The organism is Thalassospira sp. MBR-102, from assembly GCF_040549275.1.
Classification (GTDB): Bacteria; Pseudomonadota; Alphaproteobacteria; order Rhodospirillales; family Thalassospiraceae; genus Thalassospira; species Thalassospira xiamenensis.
The window spans coordinates 1-19,964 of record NZ_JBEPTC010000009.1 but is presented as its reverse complement, the minus strand read 5'-3'; the positions used below and the strand labels follow the sequence as shown (position 1 = coordinate 19,964).

The following is a 19,964-nucleotide window of genomic DNA, read 5'->3' as shown; positions in this document are numbered from 1 at the left end:
TTTCAAGCGGGATGGGGTGCAAGCCTAGTTCATCCCGTCTGGACCATCAAGCAGTCGGACACGTAATCGAGGTTAAAATCATGAAGGTTCTGGTCGTTGGCGGTGGCGGACGTGAACATGCATTGTGCTGGGCAATTGCCAAAAGCCCGCGACTGACCAAGCTTTGGTGTGCGCCGGGCAATGCAGGGATTGCCGATTCAGCAGAATGTGTCGCCATTTCAGATAGCGACATTGATGGCCTTGTAAAATTTGCCGCCGACAATGCGGTTGATCTGGTTGTTGTCGGCCCCGAGGCCCCGCTGGTGGCGGGCCTTGTCGATGCGCTGGATGCGGCTGGCATCAAATCGTTTGGCTGTTCGAAGGCTGCCGCACAGCTTGAAGGCTCCAAGGGTTTCATGAAGGACATGGTGGCAAAGTTTGGCGTCCCGTCCGCGGCCTATGGCCGTTTCACCACGCCCGACGATGCGCGGGCCTTTGTTGAAAAGCACGGTGCCCCGATTGTTGTCAAAACCGACGGCCTTGCCGCGGGCAAGGGTGTGACGATCTGCCAGACAATCGACGAAGCCCTTGCCGCGATTGACGAATGCATGGTCGGTGGCAAATTCGGCGATGCCGGTGCGGAGCTGGTGATCGAGGAATTCATGACCGGCGAAGAAGCATCGTTCTTTGCGGTTTGTGACGGTGAAAACGTCATTCCGCTAATTGCCGCACAGGATCACAAGGCCGTCGGCGAGGGCGATACCGGCCCGAATACCGGTGGTATGGGTGCCTATTCCCCCGCCCCGGTCTTTACGCAGTCGGTTGAGGACAAGGTCATGGAACAGATCATTGTTCCGACCGTCAAGGGCATGGCCGCCGAAGGCCATCCGTTCAAGGGCGTCCTGTTTGCCGGTCTGATGATTGACGATGCGGGCAATCCGAAACTGATCGAATACAACATCCGTTTTGGCGATCCGGAATGCCAGGTTCTGATGACGCGTCTGAAATCGGATGTGCTTGATATCCTTGATGGGGCGGCAACCGGAAAACTCGATACCGTCAAACCCGAATGGCATGACGAAACCGCCATGGTCGTTGTCATGGCCGCCAAGGGGTATCCGGGCAGCTACGACAAAGGCACCGAGATCAAAAACGTGGCCGATGCCGATGCGATGGACAAGGTCAAGGTCCTGCATGCGGGCACGAAAATGGATGGTGACAAACTGACCGCGACGGGGGGGCGTGTTCTTGGCGTTACCGCACGTGGCACGTCGGTGACCGAGGCACAGAAACGCGCCTATGAAGCGGTTGATGCCATTAACTGGCCGGGTGGTTTTTGCCGTCGTGATATCGGCTGGCGCGCGATTGCCCGCGAACAGAAGTAAGCCTTTGAATTGGAAAAGACCGGGTCATGCAGCCCGGTCTTTTTTCATGCCTGCGTGATAGCGCACCGCGCATTGCCCGTTAGGGCCATGTTCGATGGTGGCATCCACACCGAACACATCGCGCAGATTTTGGGTCGTCAGAATATCGGCAGGACTGCCGATCCCCACCAGTTCCCCGTCACGCATCATGGCAATCCGGTCGCAATACATCGCGGCATGGTTCAGATCGTGCAAGGCCGCCACCACGGTCACCGGTAATTCACGCACCAGTTCCAGCAATCCAAGCTGATGACGGATATCCAGATGGTTTGTCGGTTCATCCAGCAGAAGGAATTTTGGTTCCTGCGCCAGCGCACGCGCGATATGAACCCGCTGCTTTTCACCGCCCGAAAGCGTATGCCAGAACCGGTCGGCCAGATGGGTCATATCAACATCGCCGAGCGCACGTTCCACAATCGCATCATCGCGTTCCGACCAAGGCGACAGCATGCTGAGATAAGGTGTGCGTCCAAGTGCCACCGCCTCGCGCGCGGTCAGGCGGTCCGTCGTGTCGGCCTGCTGTTCGACAAAGCCGATCTGCCGGGCCAGTTTGCGACGGCCATGCTTTTTCATGTCCTGCCCTGCCAGCATTGCACGCCCCTGATCAGGTGGACGAATACCGGCCAAAACCGACATCAAACTGGTTTTTCCCGACCCATTTGGCCCGATCAGGCCAAGGAACTCGCCCGGTTCAACCCGGATCGAGACATTTTTGATGATCTTGCGAAAACCGGCAGACCAGACGATATCGCGCAGTTCCAGGGTCATCGCAAAATCCTTCCGTGACACAGGATCAGGGCAAAGGCCGGGGCCCCGACAAGGGCGGTAATCACCCCGATTGGCAAAACCTGCCCCGGAACGATCACGCGTGAAATCACATCGGCACAGACCAGAAACAGTGCGCCAATCAATGCCGATAGCGGTAATAGCAGCCCATGGCGCGTTCCGACAAAAAAGCGCGCCGCATGCGGGATCACCAAACCGACAAAACCGATGGAACCAACGATACTGACCATTACCGCCGTCATCATCGCGGCTGCGGCAATCAGGATCGCATAAACCCGCCTGACCGGCACACCAAGCGATGCGGCGGATTCACGACCAAACGTAAAGGCATCAAGTGCGCGTGCATGCCAAAGACACACGACAAGCCCGACAAGAGCCACGGGTAAAGCCAGCCACACATCGGGCCAGCGCACGCCGCTAAGATTGCCCAGAAGCCAGAACATGATGCCGCGCGCCTGCTCGGCACTGGCCGATTTGGTGACGATAAAGGATGTCAGGGCATTGAACATCTGCGATCCGGCAATCCCGGCCAGAATGATCGCACCCGTACCGCGCCCGGCCTGTAACGCCAGAAGGGTCACAAAGGCGAATGCCGCCACTGCGCCGATAAATGCACCAAGTGACAGCGAAAGCATCCCGGCCCCAAGACCTAGGATCACGATGCTGACCGCACCGGTCGATGCCCCGGCCGAAATGCCGAGCAGATAGGGATCGGCAAGACTGTTGCGCAAAAGCGCCTGCAGGACCGCACCGGAAACGGCCAAGGCCGCCCCGCAACTTGCGGCAACGATGGCGCGGCTAAGTCGGTAGTTCCAGATAATACCGGCATCAATCGCATCCACCGGATACCCGGCATCCCACAAATGATTGGCAATCGTATTGATCACCGTGCCCACCGGGATCGCTGTTTCGCCCACCGATGCGGCAACCGCCAGAACCGCTGCCAGCAACATCAGCGCGGCAAATGCCACGCTGATGCGTTTGATGAAAACAGGGCTGGAAATGATATTCCCGATCATTGGCCCGATCACTGGGTTGCCTCGAACGCCTCGATTGCCTTGGCCAGGGTTTCAATGCCGTCGATTGTCCGCATGGTCGGGTTCATCGACTGGGCATCCATGACGACGATATTTCCGCTTTTGACCGCATTCATCTGACGGGTTACCGGATCGGATTTCAGGAACTGCATTTTCAGTTCCCAGTCATCGGCCGGAAAACGGCGACGATCCATTTTGCCAATCGCAATGATATCGGGATTGGTTCGTGCGATGGTTTCCCACCCGACTGTGGGCCATTCATCATCACTGTCGATGACATTCTCCACACCAAGGATCGACATGACATAGGCCGGTGCGCCTTTCTGCCCGGCAACAAACGGATCAACATCGATTTCAGCACTGGAGAACCAGAACAGTACTGAAATTCCCTTGCCATTCACGGCGGCGACTTTTTCGCGCGCAGCCTGTTCGCGGGCTTTGAAATCGGCAATCAGATCTGCGCCGCGTTCCTCGACATCGAAGATTTTCGAAAGGTCGGCTATCCCCTGATAGATCTGATCCATCGAAAAGGCATCAATCCGCGTTCCGTCACCGCCCGTGGTGTTGTCCTTACCGACGCAATCGGCTGGTGCGGTATAGACCGGGATTGAAAGTTCGGCAAACTGGTCAATCGTTCCGACCTTGCCATTCGGGCCGATATGCCATTGGAACTGGGTTGCGACCATATCGGGTTTCTGGCCGACCACACTTTCAAAGCTGGGATCGTTGTCGGCCAGACGCGGAATGGTGGCGTTGACGTCGCGAAACTGTTCCTGCACCGGGCCAAGCCATACGGCCGTTCCGACCACCCTGTCGGCCAGTCCCAGAAGATAAAGCAGTTCAGTGCTGCTTTGGCCAAGCGATACGACACGGTTCGGAGCCTGATCAAAGGTCAGGGTTCGACCACAATTTTCCAGTGTGAGCGGATATTCCGTGGCAGATGCGTATTGCGCGAAAGAAGCCAGTCCTGCAGCAAACACCCCGACTGCAAGAACCTTTTTGTTCAGTTCAATCACTTTGCGTCCTTTCATGGATATGCTGATCGGGAATTTCATTTCCCGACCGGACATACCAAACCAATAAATGTTATGTTATAACACAACATCAAAGCTACTATGGTCAAGGGACTGGCTAAAGTGCTGAAAAATGGCGGGAAATGCCGGAATCCAAGGGCGGTCCAATGGCTTTCAGCCCGCCCGGAACGGTGACATATACCGACATCCTCCGGGGCACCCCGCCCGGTCCGTCGTATTTATGTCAGCAGGTCTCCTGGCTCGCGGGTCGTTGTGTTTTCCTGCCTTCCCGGGAAATATCCCAGTGGCTTTCAGAAGGAAACACTCACCGCCTACAGTTGCGGGGGCAGCTTCGGTTAACCGTCTTCACGGACGGCTTCGAATTCCCTTTATCCTTATCGGATACTGACATCTATCGGTGTCACATAGTCACGAAGGCCGGTCAAGCCAATTGCGAATAAATCGCAATGATTACAATTTTCAATAGGCGTTCGCCGCCGCCGTGCCATCGCCGCCCAGCCGCCCAAGGATCGCCGAGACATCGCGCATCGGTGGCGCGCCAAACATGCGGGCATATTCACGGCTGAATTGTGATGCGCTTTCATATCCGACTTCATAGGCCGCTGTTGCCGCATCCTTCATTTCGGTCAGCATCATCTGGCGCGCCATCGTCAGGCGAAGGCGTTTCTGATACTGAAGCGGGCTCATGGAGGTTACCTGTTTGAAATGATGATGGAAGGAAGACGGGCTCATATTCGCCTGTGCCGCCAGATCATCGACCCGAAGCGGTGCGGCAAAATCGTCCTTCATAAGGCGGATGATCTTGGAAATGCGCTGCATGTTGCTGCCGCCCATGCCGATTTGCGCAATCCTGGCACCCTGAAGGCCGCGCAGAAGGCGATAATGCACCTCGCGCAGAAGCATCGGCGCCATCACCGAAATATCGTCTTTCTCATCACACAGGCGCAACAGGCGCATCACAGCATCCAGCAAGGTATCGCTGGCGTTATCGACATGAAGCCCGCAATCGCTTTCGGATGCCGAGCCGACCTGAAGATCAATCTGGGTGACAAGATCGCCCAACATCTGACCATCAAGTTCAATCGACAAACTGCGATACGGAAGTGCTGCACTGGCATTTGTCACACAGCCGACAATCGGCAGGTCGACCGACGCCACCAGATACTTTCCGGGCGCGTAACTGAAAACCGCCTCGCCCAGAGTGACCTCTTTGGCACCTGACGCGATAATGCAAAGGCATGGCTTGTAGATTGTCGGAACTTTCATCGACGGCCCGGTCGCACGATACAGATGCACCGCCTTTACCGGCGTCTCGGCAACACCTTCGCCTTCGCAGTATCTGTCAATCAGTTCAGACATCTCTTCAAACACAGGCATCGCCAAACTCCTTTATTTCCCTAATATGAACTATAGCAACCAGAACCATCCTGAAAAGCGGTTTTCACCCTGCCTGGAGAATCAGGCAATTGATCAAGAGTTCTGTGTATTCATCAGGCCACCATTTGCAATCACAGTAAGCGCCATGATCCAGACAAGGAGGATGTCATGTCGCTTATGTCCAACAATGTTGAAAACAAGGTTGTCGTCATTACCGGTGCCAGCAGCGGAATTGGCGAGGCCACGGCAAAACTTCTGGCCGAAAACGGTGCAAAGGTCGTTCTTGCGGCCCGACGCACGGCAAAGCTTCATTCCATCGTCGCCGAAATCGAAGCCGAAGGCGGCACCGCCACATGTCGCGCGGTTGATGTCACCGATGCCGACGACGTCGAAGCACTGATCTATTTCGCCAAAAACACCTATGGCCGCGTTGATGTGATCTTCAACAATGCCGGTGTCATGCCCCTGTCACCACTTGCCGAACTGAAAATTGACGAGTGGAACAAGATGATCGACGTCAATATTCGCGGCGTCCTGAATGGCATTGCCGCCGGTCTGCCATTGTTCAAGGAACAGGGTAGCGGCCACATCATCAATACCGCATCCATTGGCGCACATCTGGTATCCCCGACTGCAGCCGTTTACTGCGCCACGAAATATGCCGTCTGGGCGATTTCCGATGGCCTGCGTCAGGAAAGCCGAGATATCCGCGTCACCACCATTTCGCCGGGCGTTACCGAAACAGAACTTGGCAACGACATTACCGATGACAATGCCAAAGGGTTTCTCGGTGAACTGCGCAAAACCGCACTCAGCCCGATTTCCATTGCATGGTCGGTGCTTTACGCAATCGCCCAGCCCGAAAGCGTCGATGTCAACGAGATCATCGTGCGCCCGACCGCATCGGCATATTGACCCGTAACGCCCAAGGAGGCACGCATGGCACGTCATATGTTTGCGTCTTCTATCGCCAGTCTTCTGATGCTGTTTTCCAGCACTGCCACCGCACAGGAGGAAACCGTCATGTCCGGAACCACATCGAACGACCCGCATCCCTATGTTGGCATGTGGGTCACGGCTGATGGCAATATCCGTCAGGAATTGCTGGCCAACGGACGTTATGACGAGGCGCGCGGCAATCGCCCGTCTGCCTATCAGGGACGTTATGAAATTTCCGGCAATCATATCGATTACTGGGATGATACCGGCTTTACCGCCGACGGATATTTCGAAGACGGTGTTCTGTATCACGCAGGAATGGTGATGTATCGCCAGCCCATACAATAGCATTCAGGCTTTAAAACCCCCGCTGCACCGGCTAACCCGGCGCAGAACCCGCAAGGAACGGTATCGAATGGATGCCGTTCCTTTTTTCATTTTCATGCGCGAAAACTTTGCCAATAATCAGTTCGCTGTCACGGGCACATTGCCAGTCGCGACATTCCGTTCATCAGCCGTGGCAAAGGTAAACAGATCAATCGGTTCGGAAAGTCCGCGAACATCCATCTGCCCGATCTTGCGAAAATCTTCTGCGGTCAGATACTGTGCCGTCGTTGCAGAAATCAGAACGTCGGTTCCCAGTTCCTTGTTCATCACTTCCAATCGGGCCGCCATATTTACCGTATCGCCATGCACGGTATAGTTCTGACGCCCACCCCCGCCGACACTGCCAGCAATCACCGTGCCGGTGCATATCCCGATACGCGTACGAACATGAATCCCGGCGAAATCCCGACTTTGCACAAGATCGGAAATCTCGCGTGCGGCGCGCACCGCACATCTGGCATGGTCGGCATCCTCGACCGGAACATTGAAGGTCGCCAGTACCGCATCGCCCTGAAACTGCGTAATCACACCATGATGGCGGGTAATGATCTGTGACACCGCATCGAAATAGGTATTGAGAACCTCGACAATTCCTTTCGGACCGATGGTTTCGGTCAGCTTGGTGAAATCGGCCAGATCGGCAAACAGGATGGTTGCCTCACGCTCGACCGGGGCCAGCGTCCCGCGTTTGGAAATCAGCACTTCGGCAATGGCGGGCGGCACATATTGTCCGAAAATATCGGAAATGGCGCTACGTTCCTGTTCTGCCTCGATCTGCCGGCGCACCGTATGGCGCGCACGCCACATGACCAGACCAATCAGAATGGCAACAACAACCAGCGAGAGGGCTTCCTGTGCGCGGCTCCAGGCACCGATAAAATCGGGGCTGAAGAAATAGGTCACAAAAGTCTGGGTATCGGGAGATGTGCCGATATCCTGCCAGTCATAGGTCTGATCCATATCGCGGATGGCATAAAGAAACGCACCAAGCCACCCGGCCGCCCCACACATACCGGCCCATAAAACAAGGCCGGGCGAAAAACTGAACGCCGCAACACCAACAACGATAAAATAGAATGGGAAGATCGGCGTGCGGAAAATCACCGCCTGGGGCAGATCGACATTGTCAAATACCGGTTGGGTCGCAATTAGAAACGACAGGAACCCGATATCAAGTGCAATGAACAGATACTTGATCCAGTTCCGGTCATAGGATGATCCGATAATCCGGTAATGGATGATGCCAAACCCGGCAAAGACACCAAGCGCAATCAGATATTCAATGGCACGTAACGGGTCACCCGACCGCGACGCCACAAGCCAGACCCCCATCAGGATCAGCGCGACCAGACGCCCCTTGATCGCCAGTCGCAGACCGTTCTGTTCCGCCTGATGGAAAATGGCTCTCTGCCCGGGCTTTCCCATAACGGTTTGCTGCATGAACATGCCTTTCTGCGATGGCGACCTCGCCATTTCAATGATTGCAAGTTTATTTAGGCAGACATCTGGCATACCGCCATGCGAAAAATGCAGATATTACGATCTTGAATTCGCCATGTTTTATCCCGATTACGTCCACACTGTCCGGTATAGTTCCGGACATCTTAAATTAACGGGACCTGATTGATGACGACTTCTGTGGAACGCAGACGATTTCTGAAATCCATGGCCGCTGCCGGGCTGATCCTGCCGGGCATGTCGATGGTCAATGGTGCCTCGGCCGCGAACGAAAAACTTGATCTTGGCGAACCGCAAAGCTTCAGCTTTGACGCCCTGATCAAACGCGCCGAAGCCATGGCAAAATCGCCTTACGAGCCGCCTGTCGCCCCCGATCCCGAAATTGTCGGCAAGATCGATTACGACATCCACGGCAAGCTGCATTACAAGCGCGAATTTTCGCCATACGCCGATGGTTCGGGCACCTATCCGCTGACCTTCTTCCATCTGGGCATGTATTTTGCCAAACCGGTGCATATGTATCTGGTGGATGGTGGCAAATCGCGCGAAGTGGTTTATACGCCCGACTATTTCGACATGCCCGAAGACAGCATCGCGCGCAAGCTTTCGGAAAACAGCGGTTTTGCCGGGTTCCGTCTGCATGAAAATGTCGAACGTGATGACTGGAAAACACAGGACTGGGCAGCGTTTCTTGGCGCATCCTATTTCCGTGCGATTGGCGATGAAGGTCAATATGGCCTGTCTGCGCGCGGTATTGTCGTCAATACGGCAACGTCCCAGCCCGAAGAATTCCCCGATTTCCGCGAATTTTATATCGAGCCCGCGAAATCGGCCAATGCCCCGGTCACGGTCTATGCCCTGCTGGATGGCCCCAGCATCACGGGTGCCTACCGGTTCTATCTGACGCGCGGCGAAGGTGTGACGATGGATGTTGAAAAACACCTGTTCCTGCGCAAGGATATCGAACGCCTTGGCATCGCACCGCTGACCAGCATGTTCTGGTATTCCGAACAGAACAAATCGTTCCGCTTTGACTGGCGTCCCGAAGTCCATGACAGCGACGGGCTGGAGCTTTGGACCGGGAACGGCGAACGCATCTGGCGTCAGTTGAACAATCCGGAAATCATCCGCACATCAGCATTCGGTGACAAAAACCCGCGTGGTTTTGGCCTGATGCAGCGTGACCGCGAAGTCAGCCATTATCTTGACGGTGTGCGTTATCACCGCCGCCCCAGCCTGTGGGTCGAACCGCTTGGCGCATGGGAAGACGGGGCCGTGCAGCTTGTCGAAATCCCGACCGACGATGAAATTCATGACAATATCGGTGCCTTCTGGGTACCAAATGCCCCGGCCAAGGCAGGCAACAGCTATCTGTTCCGTTATCGCCTGTATTGGCAGGCACAGAATCCGTTCCCGATGGACAAGCTTGCCCATGCGACCGCCACCCGTATGGGCCGCGGCGGCAATCCCGGCACGGTCCGCCCGAAGGACGAATTGAAATTCTCGGTCGAATTCGAGGGGGAAATCCTTGGAACCCTGGCCTATGGCGAGTTCCCGGAAGTCATTGTTTCAACCTCGCGCGGGGAAATTGTCCGCACCAAGATCGAACCGATCATGGATACCCGCATCTGGCGTGCGGCGTTTGACCTTAAAGTCGAGGGCAATGAGCCGGTTGATTTGCGGATGTATCTGAAACGTGGTGATGCCCCGCTTAGCGAAACCTGGATGTTCCAACATTTGCCGGGATTGCGCGGACAGACACGCGAATAAAAACAAAGGCCCGTCATAATGGCGGGCTTTTTTATCAAATCCATGAGAGAGATTAGATCAAAAATTTAATCTCGAAATATTAGATCAATATAAATTTCAAATATCTATATACAATGATACATTAGGGAGAATATCTTTATAATTGAGTAAAAACATGGAAAAAATAAATAAGTACCTATTGGACACCAATGTTTTCAATCACATTTTGGATGATCTTGCGAATTTAGACCATTTTACAAATCAAAAATTATTCGTAACTCATATTCAACTTGATGAAATCAAACAAACTTCTTGCGTTGATAGACGAGAACAGTTGCTTTCACGGTTCCAGACTATTGATGCAGAATCCATTCCCACAAACGCGGCAGTTTGGGGCGTCTCAAACTGGAATGAAGCAAAATGGGGCGATGCCAACGGGCTCTATGAAAAGTTGCTATCCAGGATACAAAACCTTGATAAGGCCTCAGGTAAAAAGAAAAGACCTGAAAACCAAAGTAGAGATGCCCTGATAGCTGCCACTGCTATCAGTGAAAACTTCGTGCTCATTACAAATGATCACAATCTAACTATAGCAGCTGAAGAGTTTCATTGTACGGTCATTGACCCTAAAAATATTGAGTAAAAAATAAAACCACTCACCTCAGAGATCCGAAGAAATCCTTCAAAAGCTTGCCCGCCTCGACCTCGCCAATCCCGCCATAGACTTCGGGGCGGTGATGGCAGCTTGTGCTTTCGAACACGCGCGGACCGTGATCGATGCCGCCGCTTTTGGGATCATAGGCCCCGAAATAAACCCGCCGCAGGCGGGCAAATGAAATGGCGGCGGCACACATCGGGCAGGGTTCCAGCGTGACATACAGATCACAATTGGGCAGGCGCGGCTCGCCCTTGGCCCCGGCAGCGGCACGGATCACAAGGATTTCGGCATGGGCTGTCGGATCATTGAGTTCCTCGGTCAGGTTGCCGGCACGTGCCAAGACCTCGCCACTGTCGGCATCGACCAGAACAGCACCAACCGGCACCTCGCCGCGCCTTGCGGCGGCGCGCGCCTCATCTAGCGCCATATCCATAAAGCTGTCTGCGCTCATGATCTGTTTTCCATCCCGGAAAAGCAATTGCCCCCAACAGGCACATTGCGGGTTTGATTTGTTTTGTTTTTTATCGGGCGTTAAGCATATGAGATTGCAATCTGTGCAAGGATCGGTCAAGCGGTGATAAGATCGCGACCGATTGCACATATGCGTGAATTGCCGTTGCCCTTCTAACGCACCGGGGTTAGTTTCCGGCCAAATTCATGGCATCGCCAGCAAACATAGCGACCAACTGCCACCACCAACGGGATTTGACAGATCATGAGTGCCAGAAAACCGATCATCGGCATTACCCTTGATTCCGAGGAACCCGGTGGCTATTCCAAATTTCCTTGGTATGCGCTGCGTGAAAACTATGCCGGTGCGGTCACGGCGGCGGGGGGCATTCCCATGCCCCTGCCCCACGAGGTGGAACTGGTTCCCGATCTTCTGGATCTGATTGACGGGCTTGTGGTTACCGGTGGCGCATTTGATGTCGATCCCAGCCTATTTGGGGCCGAAGAACGCCATGACACGGTGATCACCAAAGACCGCCGCACCAAGTTTGAATGGGCGATGGCCGAAGGTGCGCTGAAACGCAATATGCCGGTTCTGGGCATTTGCGGCGGGCAGCAATTGTTGAACGTGATCCTTGGCGGGTCATTGATCCAGCATATCCCAGACAGTGTTGAAAACTGTCTGGCGCATGAACAACCCAACCCGCGCAACGAGCCGGGGCATGATGTGACCGTCGAAGCCGATACCCTGCTTTCGCGCATTGTTGGCGATGTCAAAAGCCTGTCGGTCAATTCCGCGCATCATCAGGCCGTTGATAAGGTTGGCCCGAATGTGATCATCAATTCCGTCGCCCCGGATGGCGTGATCGAGGGGATTGAGCATCCGGGATATCGTTATTGTCTTGGGGTGCAATGGCATCCTGAATTTCATATCAGTTCGGGCGATGCGAAAATCTTCGACGCCCTGATTTCCGAGGCCCGCAAATGAGCGACCAGACCCCGAACCCGACAGAAGATACCGAAGAAAGCAAACCCGAACGCATTGCCAAACGCATTGCCCGTTCCGGCGTATGTTCGCGGCGCGACGCCGAACGCATGATCGAGGAAGGTCTGGTGAAGCTGAACGGCAAGGTGCTTGATAGCCCGGCCGTGACCGTCACCGACGAAGACGAAATTTACGTCAATGGCAAACCGTTGCCGCAAAAGGAAAAGCCGCGTCTGTGGCGTCTGTTTAAAAAACGCGGGCTGGTCACCAGCCACCGCGACGAGCAGGGCCGCGATACGGTTTTCGAACATCTGCCAAGCTATATGCCGCGCGTGATTTCGGTCGGGCGGCTTGATCTGAATTCCGAGGGTCTTTTGCTGCTGACCAATGATGGCGAGCTTGCCCGTTATCTTGAACTGCCCGCCACCGGCTGGGCACGCCGGTATCGGGTGCGCGTGCATGGCCGGATTGACGAGGCCAAACTCAAACAGCTTGAAGACGGTGTTACGGTTGAGGGGATCAATTACGGGTCGATTCAGGCCGAAGTTGACGTTCAGAAAGACAGTAATGCCTGGATGACCGTGACCCTTCGCGAAGGCAAAAACCGTGAAATCCGCCGCGTGATGGAACATCTTGGCTGGCCGGTGACGCGCCTGATGCGTGTATCCTATGGGCCGTTCCAGTTGGGCAATCTGGCACCTGGCGATTGCGAGGAAATCACCGGCAAGGTGATGAAAGAACAGCTGGCCGCGTTCTTCAAGGGTGATTACAGCAAGGTTTCCGAAAAGAAATCGGTCGCGCGGGGCGGCACCGGCCGCCCCAAGGCACCGCGTACCGTATTTGGCAAACCCGCCGCCCCCCGCCGCCGCCAGCAGGGCAATAACCCGAACACCGTCACCGATGACACCCGGACCGAGAACAGCTTTGAAAACCGGACACGTCCGGGTAATCGCGCCAAACCGGCCGTCGCACGCGGAGAGGTATCGCGTAGCGGCCCGGCGCGGGAAAACCGCGAAGATCGTAATGACCGCGGTACTCGGGACGACCGGGATAATCGTTTTGATGATCGCGACAATACAAACCGCCCGGCCAACAAAGGCCGCGGGCGTTATGCGCCCGGTGGCAAAGCCGGTGGTGAACGTAACAACGATGGCGGCAAATCGTTTGGTGGGGGTCGCGGCAAGCCGTCTGGCAATACCGGTGGCAACAACCGCGGCAGCATTGCCGATGGCAAACCCGGCAACCGCCCGGCGGGACGCAGCGGATCGAAACCGGCGGGCAATCGTCCGCGCGGCAAAAAGGGTTAAGGCAGAATGCGGATTGTTGGCGGAAGTCTTCGCGGGCGGCTTTTGACCGCCCCCACCGGGCGCGATACACGCCCGACACTGGATCGCGTTCGCGAAGCCCTGTTTAACATCCTGACACATGCATCGCGCTGGTACGAGGACGACCAGAACCCGCTTTATGAAGGGCTTATTCTGGATGCCTATGCCGGTTCCGGGGCGCTCGGCCTTGAAGCCATTTCACGCGGTGCGCAAAAGGCGGTTTTCTTTGACCTTGATCGCGGTGCACTGGCCGCCATCGAACAGAATATCGCCGATCTGAAACTGGGTGATAAAACCCGCGTTCAACGTGCCGACGCGACCAAACCGCCACGCGCGCCCGAACCGGCCAGCATGGTGTTTCTTGATCCGCCCTATCAGAAGGATTTGCTTGGCCCCAGTATTACGGGACTGGCAAATGCCGGCTGGATCAATGATGAAACGCTGATCATTGCCGAACGCGATCCGCGCGAACCGGCACCGGAAGTCGGCGGCCTTGAAACCCTTGATAGCCGCAAATATGGCCGCTGCCAGATCGATATCTATCGCCTTGGCGCTGCGTCCTGAACCTTTATTGATTTCCCGGCTGTGTTATGGTGGGCTGCCTTTCGAAATGTCAGGCGATGTTGAGCGATGAAGTTACTGCCCCCGACAGCACCCGATCCTGAATTTGGTCGCCGCCTGCGCCAATGGCGCCGCGAAAGCGAGATCAAACAGGCACGCCTTGCCGATATTGTCGGCGTGACACAGGCAACCGTATCGCGATGGGAAAAGGGTTTGCAAACGCCCGCCCCGCTTCAGATCGACCTTCTGCATCAGATGATGACGCGCAACCGCAATTTCCGATTGGATCAGGCGATCAAACGGCTGGTGATCCATTCGCGGCAACGTGTTCATCTGATCGAGGATCGCAGCCATCGTTTGCTGTGCGCGTCGGGACCGCGCGAAAAGGAATGGCAACGGGATTCTGGTGATCTTCTTGGCACATCCCTTTGGCGCTTTGCCACGCCGGAAATCGCACAGGCGGAAAAACGCCTGCATCATATGGGCTGGCACGAAGATCAGGCCGATCACCTGAGTTTCGCAACATCCGGGCGCAACGGCCCGCCGATGCCGATTGTCGATAAATTCATCCTGTGGGAACGTTTTTTCCTGTCCGATGGTACCGCCGTTCGTCTGACGACCGGCTTTGACCACCCACCTGCATAACCGTTTCGCGCATATTTCATACGTGGATCGTTGCAACGGGTTTCAGCTAAAAGAAATCCGTTCTTCTGGTTTGCCCCGACCAGACAGTTTGCTGACGTAACGGATTGCCCCCTCATGCCACCGATTTTTGCAATTTTTGTTCTGTATGGCCTTGGATTGACTGCCTCGATGCAGGTTGGTCTGGTGGGGCCGATTGCCCCCGATCTTCGTGCCGGTTTTGATCTGAGCCAGGCGCAGTTCGGCCTTGTCGCATCGCTGATCACGGCGGCAGGGGCCCTGTTTGCGATTCCCGCAGGCGTCTGGGCCGCACAGGCCGGATTGCGCCGTTCGCTGTTTCTGGGCGGCATCATGATGATCATCGGGGCCGCAATCTTTGCAACAGCATCAAACACCGGAATGCTTTATGTCGGGCGCCTTGTCACCAGTATCGGATATCTTCTGATTGTGGTGGGCGCGCCAAGCTGGATGGCCAATCTGGGCAATCCGAAAACCGTCGCCATGGCCATGAGCATCTGGGGCACCTTTATCCCGGTCGGCATTGCCATGGGGAACTGGACCAGTGCCGCGATTGTCGCATGGCTTGACTGGCGCATGGCGGTTGTTGCCTGCACCGTCCCGGTTGCCGTTCTTCTGCCTGCCCTGATGTTGCTGACCAAACCGCGTGACCAGCATTTCAACCGGTCCCTGACATCAGGTATTTCCGGCGTCCTGAAATCCCGTCCGGCGATGCAGGTTGCGCTGACATTCGCGGCCTTTGCCGGGGCAACGTCCGCCGCCCTTGCGTTCATGCCCGCCATGATGGCCGATAATCTTTCAATCAGCATTCCTGCGGCTGCCGCCATCATCGGCACCACCGCGATTGCCGGAAACATTATCGGAAGCGTCGGTGCCGGGATGTTTCTGGGCCGCGATGTCCCGGGCCGCCGAATCCTTGCCATCGGCCTTCCGGTGATGGCAGCCGCCATCTTCGCCCTGTTTGTCAGTCAGAACATCGTGATCAGCGTCTTGGCATTAATCCTGTTCAATATCGGGCAGGGATCGGTTGCCGGGACATGTTTTGCCCTTTTGCCGCGCATTGCCGGTCGCGATCTTTCGATGCCCGCCCTTCAGGGGATGCTGGCCCAGTTTGCCGAGATTTTCGTTGTGATTGTTCCACCGGTCGCCGGTGCGATGATCGACTGGGCAAGCTGGCAGGGGGCGGCATTTCTGCTGGCCGGATTTTACCTTGCGGGATTTGTCATTTCGCTTCGATACCGCCCGGTCCGCATCGTAACCGCGGATTAGTCCGACTATACAATGCGCTGTCTTGACCTATCCCGCAAAGCAGGCGACCCTCTTTGCCAGACAAAAGCAGAGGGCAAATAACGCCCGGCACAAGGGAAACGGAATGACCTGGATTAAAGCCACCTTTATCGGCATGATATTGCTTGGCATTCTTGTGATTTCCGCGTTCTTTATCTGGCTGGCACCGGTCGGCGCGGGCTATACGGCCAAAATCATGTGTTCGGCCATTTTTGTGAATGGCCTGCCATCGAACCGGGCACTTGAAGAAGATGTTCTGGCCGATAACAATCCTGCTTTGTCGCTGATTACCGCCAATGTCGATTTGCGTCATCAGACGGTCAGCGCGCATGCATTCGGTTTTCGCAAACGGATTGCTGTTTATCGGCCCAATCTGGGCTGCACACTTTCCGATGATCCGGCACGCATAGAACAGCTTCGCACGACAAGCCCGTTACTTCGCCCGATCCCGGCCCAGCCGCTTCGAACGGCATCCGTGCCTGGCAATATCGACCGGCGCGCCTTTAGCACCATTCTTGCAGACGCCATGGACGAACCCGGCACCAATGCCTCGCGGCGCAGCCGGGCTATTGTTGTTTTGCACCGGGGCAAGGTCATTGCCGAACGTTATGCGCCGGGCATCACCGCCAGCACCCCCCTGCCCGGCTGGTCAATGACCAAAAGCGTCTTCAATGCCCTGCTTGGCCGCATGCAGCAGGAACATATGCTCCCCGGCGTTGACGGCCCGGTCCTGATCAATGAATGGCAATCACAGCTTAACGATCCGCGTTCGGTTATCACCTATGACCAATTGCTGCATATGAGCAGCGGGCTGGCATTTGATGAAAGCTATTGGAACCCGTTATCGGACGTGGTTCAGATGCTGTTTGTCGAACCGGCAGCCGCCGGATTTGCTGTTGCCCGCCCGCTTGAACATAGTCCGGGCACCGTCTTTGCCTATAATTCCGGGGCGACAAACATTCTGTCGGCTGCAATGCGCAATATCAGTGGCTCGTCCCAAAGCTATCAGCGTATTCCGTTTGATTTGCTGTTCCGGCCGCTTGGCATTGGCAATGCCGTGATTGAAACAGATCAGGACGGTTATTTCATCGGATCGAGCTTCATGCATGCCACCGCGCGCGATTGGGCCAAGATTGGCCAATTGTTCCTGCAGGATGGCGTCTGGAACGATGAACGCCTGCTGCCGGCAGGTTGGGTCGATTATTCCATCACCCCGGCACCAGCGGCCCCAAACGGCATCTATGGCGCACATTGGTGGCTTGAACTTCCGGGGGCACGCGACAGCGATGGAAATCTGCTTGACGATGGGCCGCCTGTTCCGGATGACGCGTTCTTTGCCCTTGGTCATGACGGACAATCGATCAGCATCATTCCATCAAAGGAACTGGTGATCGTGCGTCTGGGACTGACGCGCGACAGAGATGCCTTTGATCTGCGTCGCTTTGTCGGATCGATTGCGGCCCTGTTTCCCGATATTGTCGCCCGCAACGGGGATACGACCGTAGAAGTCGAAAGTGCCCGTCAGGTCGCGGAATAAGGGATCCATGGATCTAAATTTCGGATCAGGTGATTGCCTCCGCCAAACCCAGAACACCCATCACTGCCCCGCCGGCACCCCCTGCCAGAACAAGCGCCCAGACCGGCATTACGCGCCATTGCAAAACGACGAACGCAAGGGCCACAATAACCACGTCCTTTACGTCATGGATGGTTCCGGTCCAGATCGGGTCATATAAAACCGATGCCAGCAAACCGACAACCGCCGCATTGATCCCGGCCAGTCCGGCGCGCATTTTGGGTATATGCCGCACGCGATCCCAGAACGGCAATAACCCGATCACCAGAAGAAACGCGGGCAGGAAAATCGCGATCAGGGCCACAGAAGCGCCCCAAATTCCCCCGGCACCATTTTGCAACACAGCCCCCAGATAGGCCGCAAACGTAAAGATCGGCCCCGGCACGGCTTGGGTTGCACCGTAACCGGCAAGAAACACATCCAGATCGACCCATCCGGGGGCAACCACGGCTTCCTGCAACAGCGGCAGCACCACATGCCCGCCGCCGAAAACCAGTGCGCCACTGCGATAAAACCCGTCAAACACCGCAAGCCAGGGCGATGGGACAATATTGGCCAATAAAGGCAACCCGATCAGCAACAGAACAAACAGGCCCAAGGCACATATGGCCCCCTTCGGCGATAGGCCTGCACCAAGGCTTCCCTCTACCTTTCCATGATCACCGCGCAGAAACACAAAACCGGCAAAGGCCCCGCCGATAATCACAATTGCCTGCATGCCAACACTGTTGATCGCGATCATCAACGCCGCCGCAATCAACGCCAGTATGGCGCGCGGGACATCGGGGCATAAGCTGCGTGCCATCCCGACAAGCGCATGTGCTACCACACCAACCGCAACCAGCTTAAGCCCCCAGATCACCGGCCCGGTCGCCGCCAGATCAGCCGCCGAAAGGCCAAGCCCGAGTGCGGCCAGAACGATTGCCGATGGCATGGTAAAACCGAGCCATGCGGCAAAGGCACCGGCAAGCCCCCCCAGCGACATGCCGATCCCCATGCCGACCTGCGAACTGGCCGGACCGGGCGCGAATTGGCAAAGTGCCACCAGATCGCCATAGGTTGCATCTGAAAGCCACCTGCGGCGCAGAACGAATTCTTCGCGGAAATAGCCGATATGGGCGACCGGCCCGCCAAAGCTGGTTAACCCCAGACGCAGAAAAATCAGGAAAATCTGCCAAAGGCGTAAATCGGGCTTGGCCAGGTTTTGGTCGGTCATGCTTTCCCCGTGCTCAGATCACTGCGGTCCCGATGGAACCAAGCGCGAAGGATAATGGACGCAACCGCAGGGCCAAAGCCCAAAGCAGCCGATTTTGCCGACTTCATCAAACCATCACAAAACGCCCGGCTAAGATATTGGAAAATATACCATTCTTTCCGCAGCGAGCTTTGAAAAGGAACTTTTTCCGGTTTTCGGGAAGAAAGTTCTTGATTTGTTCTTTTCGTTGTGGCATAAAGATAAAGTCAACAGGACAAATGGGTCCGGAGACAAAACCCGCAAAGCGTGATTCGCTTTTGCGGGTTTTTTGCGTTTCGGGCGGCAAAAACAGGAATGAGACGATGACAGAGCAGCGATCTGACGCGATGACATGGCGGGGGCGGCACCGCCAAAGGGACGTCACTGGCGCATGGAAAAGTCATTACGGCGGCGGTGCGTCCGGGCCGTAAGGCCGCGGGAAATTTGCGAAAAACGGGTGTTTATCATGACGGGAGAAATGTGCCCTTGGGGCAAGGGCATTTGTTCGGGGCAGCAAGAGCCGGGGCCAAGTTGGTTCAGTCCGGTCGGTGAAGCGTGACAATGCCGAGAATCAGCGGGCCCGAATTGCGCCCGGATTGGATCGGCACGGGATCGGCTGGTGGGGATCGGCAGGCAGGATCGGTTGTCAGTGGGCCGATGGTGCGTTCGGACATGCCGAAAGGGCGGTCATCGATGGCGGGAGTTGTATGTCTGCCATGCGGCAACGTGTGGCCCTTGGGGTGAGGTGCGTTTGCGGCGTCAACCGAGGGCGGCGGGTGCTTGTTCAGGGCAGCGGGGTCCGTCCGGGGTGCGGTTGGTGGCGGTTGGCAATGCCGGGGGCAACGGGCTTGGCTTGGTGGGATTGGATCGGTTTGCCCGGAGCGACTGGCAGGATCGGTTGTCAGCGGGCTGGTGGTGCGTTCGGAGGTGCCGAAAGGGCGGTCATCGATGGCGGGAGTTGTGTGTCTGCCATGCGGCAACGTGTGGCCCTTGGGGTGAGGTGCGTTTGCGGCGTCAACCGAGGGCGGCGGGTGCTTGTTCAGGGCAGCGGGGTCCGT

Annotated in this window: 18 protein-coding genes and 1 riboswitch; of the genes, 11 read left to right on the top strand and 7 right to left on the bottom strand. The window is 56.1% G+C overall.

The window, feature by feature from the left end:
* Positions 1–80 precede the first annotated feature (80 nt).
* The gene (purD, locus tag ABIE64_RS15135; RefSeq protein WP_354377857.1) at positions 81–1,364 is read left to right on the top strand and encodes a phosphoribosylamine--glycine ligase; all 1,284 of its coding nucleotides are present in this window, start codon (positions 81–83) and stop codon (positions 1,362–1,364) included.
* A 24-nt stretch (positions 1,365–1,388) separates the two neighbouring features.
* Here purD and ABIE64_RS15130 read toward each other — a convergent pair whose 3' ends face one another.
* From ABIE64_RS15130 to ABIE64_RS15115, 4 genes are all read right to left on the bottom strand, one after another.
* The gene (locus ABIE64_RS15130; protein WP_007091231.1) at positions 1,389–2,171 is read right to left on the bottom strand and encodes an ABC transporter ATP-binding protein; all 783 of its coding nucleotides are present in this window, start codon (positions 2,169–2,171) and stop codon (positions 1,389–1,391) included.
* Positions 2,168–3,208: a FecCD family ABC transporter permease gene (locus ABIE64_RS15125; RefSeq protein ID WP_052268345.1), complete on the bottom strand. Its 1,041-nt coding sequence runs from the start codon at positions 3,206–3,208 to the stop codon at positions 2,168–2,170. Before ABIE64_RS15125 ends, ABIE64_RS15130 begins: the two co-directional genes overlap by 4 nt.
* An 8-nt stretch (positions 3,209–3,216) precedes the next feature.
* Positions 3,217–4,257: an ABC transporter substrate-binding protein gene (locus ABIE64_RS15120; RefSeq protein ID WP_354377856.1), complete on the bottom strand. Its 1,041-nt coding sequence runs from the start codon at positions 4,255–4,257 to the stop codon at positions 3,217–3,219.
* 211 nt (positions 4,258–4,468) lie between these two features.
* Positions 4,469–4,664: riboswitch (cobalamin riboswitch) on the bottom strand.
* Positions 4,665–4,719: 55 nt separating this feature from the next.
* The gene (locus ABIE64_RS15115; RefSeq protein ID WP_007091234.1) at positions 4,720–5,637 is read right to left on the bottom strand and encodes an AraC family transcriptional regulator; all 918 of its coding nucleotides are present in this window, start codon (positions 5,635–5,637) and stop codon (positions 4,720–4,722) included.
* 168 nt (positions 5,638–5,805) lie between these two features.
* Between ABIE64_RS15115 and ABIE64_RS15110 the strand changes: the two genes are divergently transcribed.
* Together ABIE64_RS15110 and ABIE64_RS15105 are read left to right on the top strand one after the other, a co-directional pair.
* Positions 5,806–6,552, top strand: coding sequence for an SDR family oxidoreductase (locus ABIE64_RS15110; protein WP_007091235.1), 747 nt, complete (start codon positions 5,806–5,808; stop codon positions 6,550–6,552).
* Positions 6,553–6,576: 24 nt separating this feature from the next.
* Positions 6,577–6,924, top strand: coding sequence for an Atu4866 domain-containing protein (locus ABIE64_RS15105; RefSeq protein WP_007091236.1), 348 nt, complete (start codon positions 6,577–6,579; stop codon positions 6,922–6,924).
* Positions 6,925–7,041: 117 nt separating this feature from the next.
* Here ABIE64_RS15105 and ABIE64_RS15100 read toward each other — a convergent pair whose 3' ends face one another.
* Positions 7,042–8,403 carry an adenylate/guanylate cyclase domain-containing protein gene (locus ABIE64_RS15100; RefSeq protein WP_354377854.1) on the bottom strand — a complete coding sequence of 454 codons (1,362 nt, stop codon included), beginning with the start codon at positions 8,401–8,403 and terminating at the stop codon, positions 7,042–7,044.
* 186 nt (positions 8,404–8,589) lie between these two features.
* On the opposite strand from ABIE64_RS15100, the gene ABIE64_RS15095 reads away from it, so the two are divergent.
* Positions 8,590–10,191, top strand: a complete 1,602-nt coding sequence (locus tag ABIE64_RS15095) for an OpgD/OpgG family glucan biosynthesis protein (protein WP_354377853.1) — start codon at positions 8,590–8,592, stop codon at positions 10,189–10,191.
* Between the two features lie 142 nt (positions 10,192–10,333).
* Entirely contained in the window at positions 10,334–10,813 is a 480-nt protein-coding gene (locus ABIE64_RS15090) for a type II toxin-antitoxin system VapC family toxin (protein WP_354377852.1), read from the top strand.
* Between the two features lie 13 nt (positions 10,814–10,826).
* Here ABIE64_RS15090 and ABIE64_RS15085 read toward each other — a convergent pair whose 3' ends face one another.
* The gene (locus ABIE64_RS15085; RefSeq protein ID WP_007091239.1) at positions 10,827–11,279 is read right to left on the bottom strand and encodes a nucleoside deaminase; all 453 of its coding nucleotides are present in this window, start codon (positions 11,277–11,279) and stop codon (positions 10,827–10,829) included.
* A gap of 264 nt (positions 11,280–11,543) precedes the next feature.
* On the opposite strand from ABIE64_RS15085, the gene ABIE64_RS15080 reads away from it, so the two are divergent.
* The 6 genes from ABIE64_RS15080 (at position 11,544) to ABIE64_RS15055 (ending at position 17,633) form a co-directional block, all read left to right on the top strand.
* Complete coding sequence (locus ABIE64_RS15080) at positions 11,544–12,266, top strand: gamma-glutamyl-gamma-aminobutyrate hydrolase family protein (protein ID WP_063093267.1); 723 nt, start codon at positions 11,544–11,546, stop codon at positions 12,264–12,266.
* Entirely contained in the window at positions 12,263–13,570 is a 1,308-nt protein-coding gene (locus ABIE64_RS15075; protein ID WP_354377851.1) for a pseudouridine synthase, read from the top strand. Before ABIE64_RS15080 ends, ABIE64_RS15075 begins: the two co-directional genes overlap by 4 nt.
* Before the next feature lie 6 nt (positions 13,571–13,576).
* The gene (gene rsmD, locus ABIE64_RS15070; RefSeq protein ID WP_354377850.1) at positions 13,577–14,152 is read left to right on the top strand and encodes a 16S rRNA (guanine(966)-N(2))-methyltransferase RsmD; all 576 of its coding nucleotides are present in this window, start codon (positions 13,577–13,579) and stop codon (positions 14,150–14,152) included.
* A gap of 66 nt (positions 14,153–14,218) precedes the next feature.
* Entirely contained in the window at positions 14,219–14,794 is a 576-nt protein-coding gene (locus ABIE64_RS15065) for a helix-turn-helix transcriptional regulator (protein WP_063093265.1), read from the top strand.
* A 114-nt stretch (positions 14,795–14,908) separates the two neighbouring features.
* Complete coding sequence (locus ABIE64_RS15060; protein ID WP_354377849.1) at positions 14,909–16,078, top strand: MFS transporter; 1,170 nt, start codon at positions 14,909–14,911, stop codon at positions 16,076–16,078.
* Positions 16,079–16,181: 103 nt separating this feature from the next.
* Entirely contained in the window at positions 16,182–17,633 is a 1,452-nt protein-coding gene (locus ABIE64_RS15055; protein WP_354377848.1) for a serine hydrolase domain-containing protein, read from the top strand.
* Between the two features lie 25 nt (positions 17,634–17,658).
* Here ABIE64_RS15055 and chrA read toward each other — a convergent pair whose 3' ends face one another.
* Positions 17,659–18,888, bottom strand: coding sequence for a chromate efflux transporter (gene chrA, locus ABIE64_RS15050; RefSeq protein ID WP_354377847.1), 1,230 nt, complete (start codon positions 18,886–18,888; stop codon positions 17,659–17,661).
* Positions 18,889–19,964 lie beyond the last annotated feature (1,076 nt).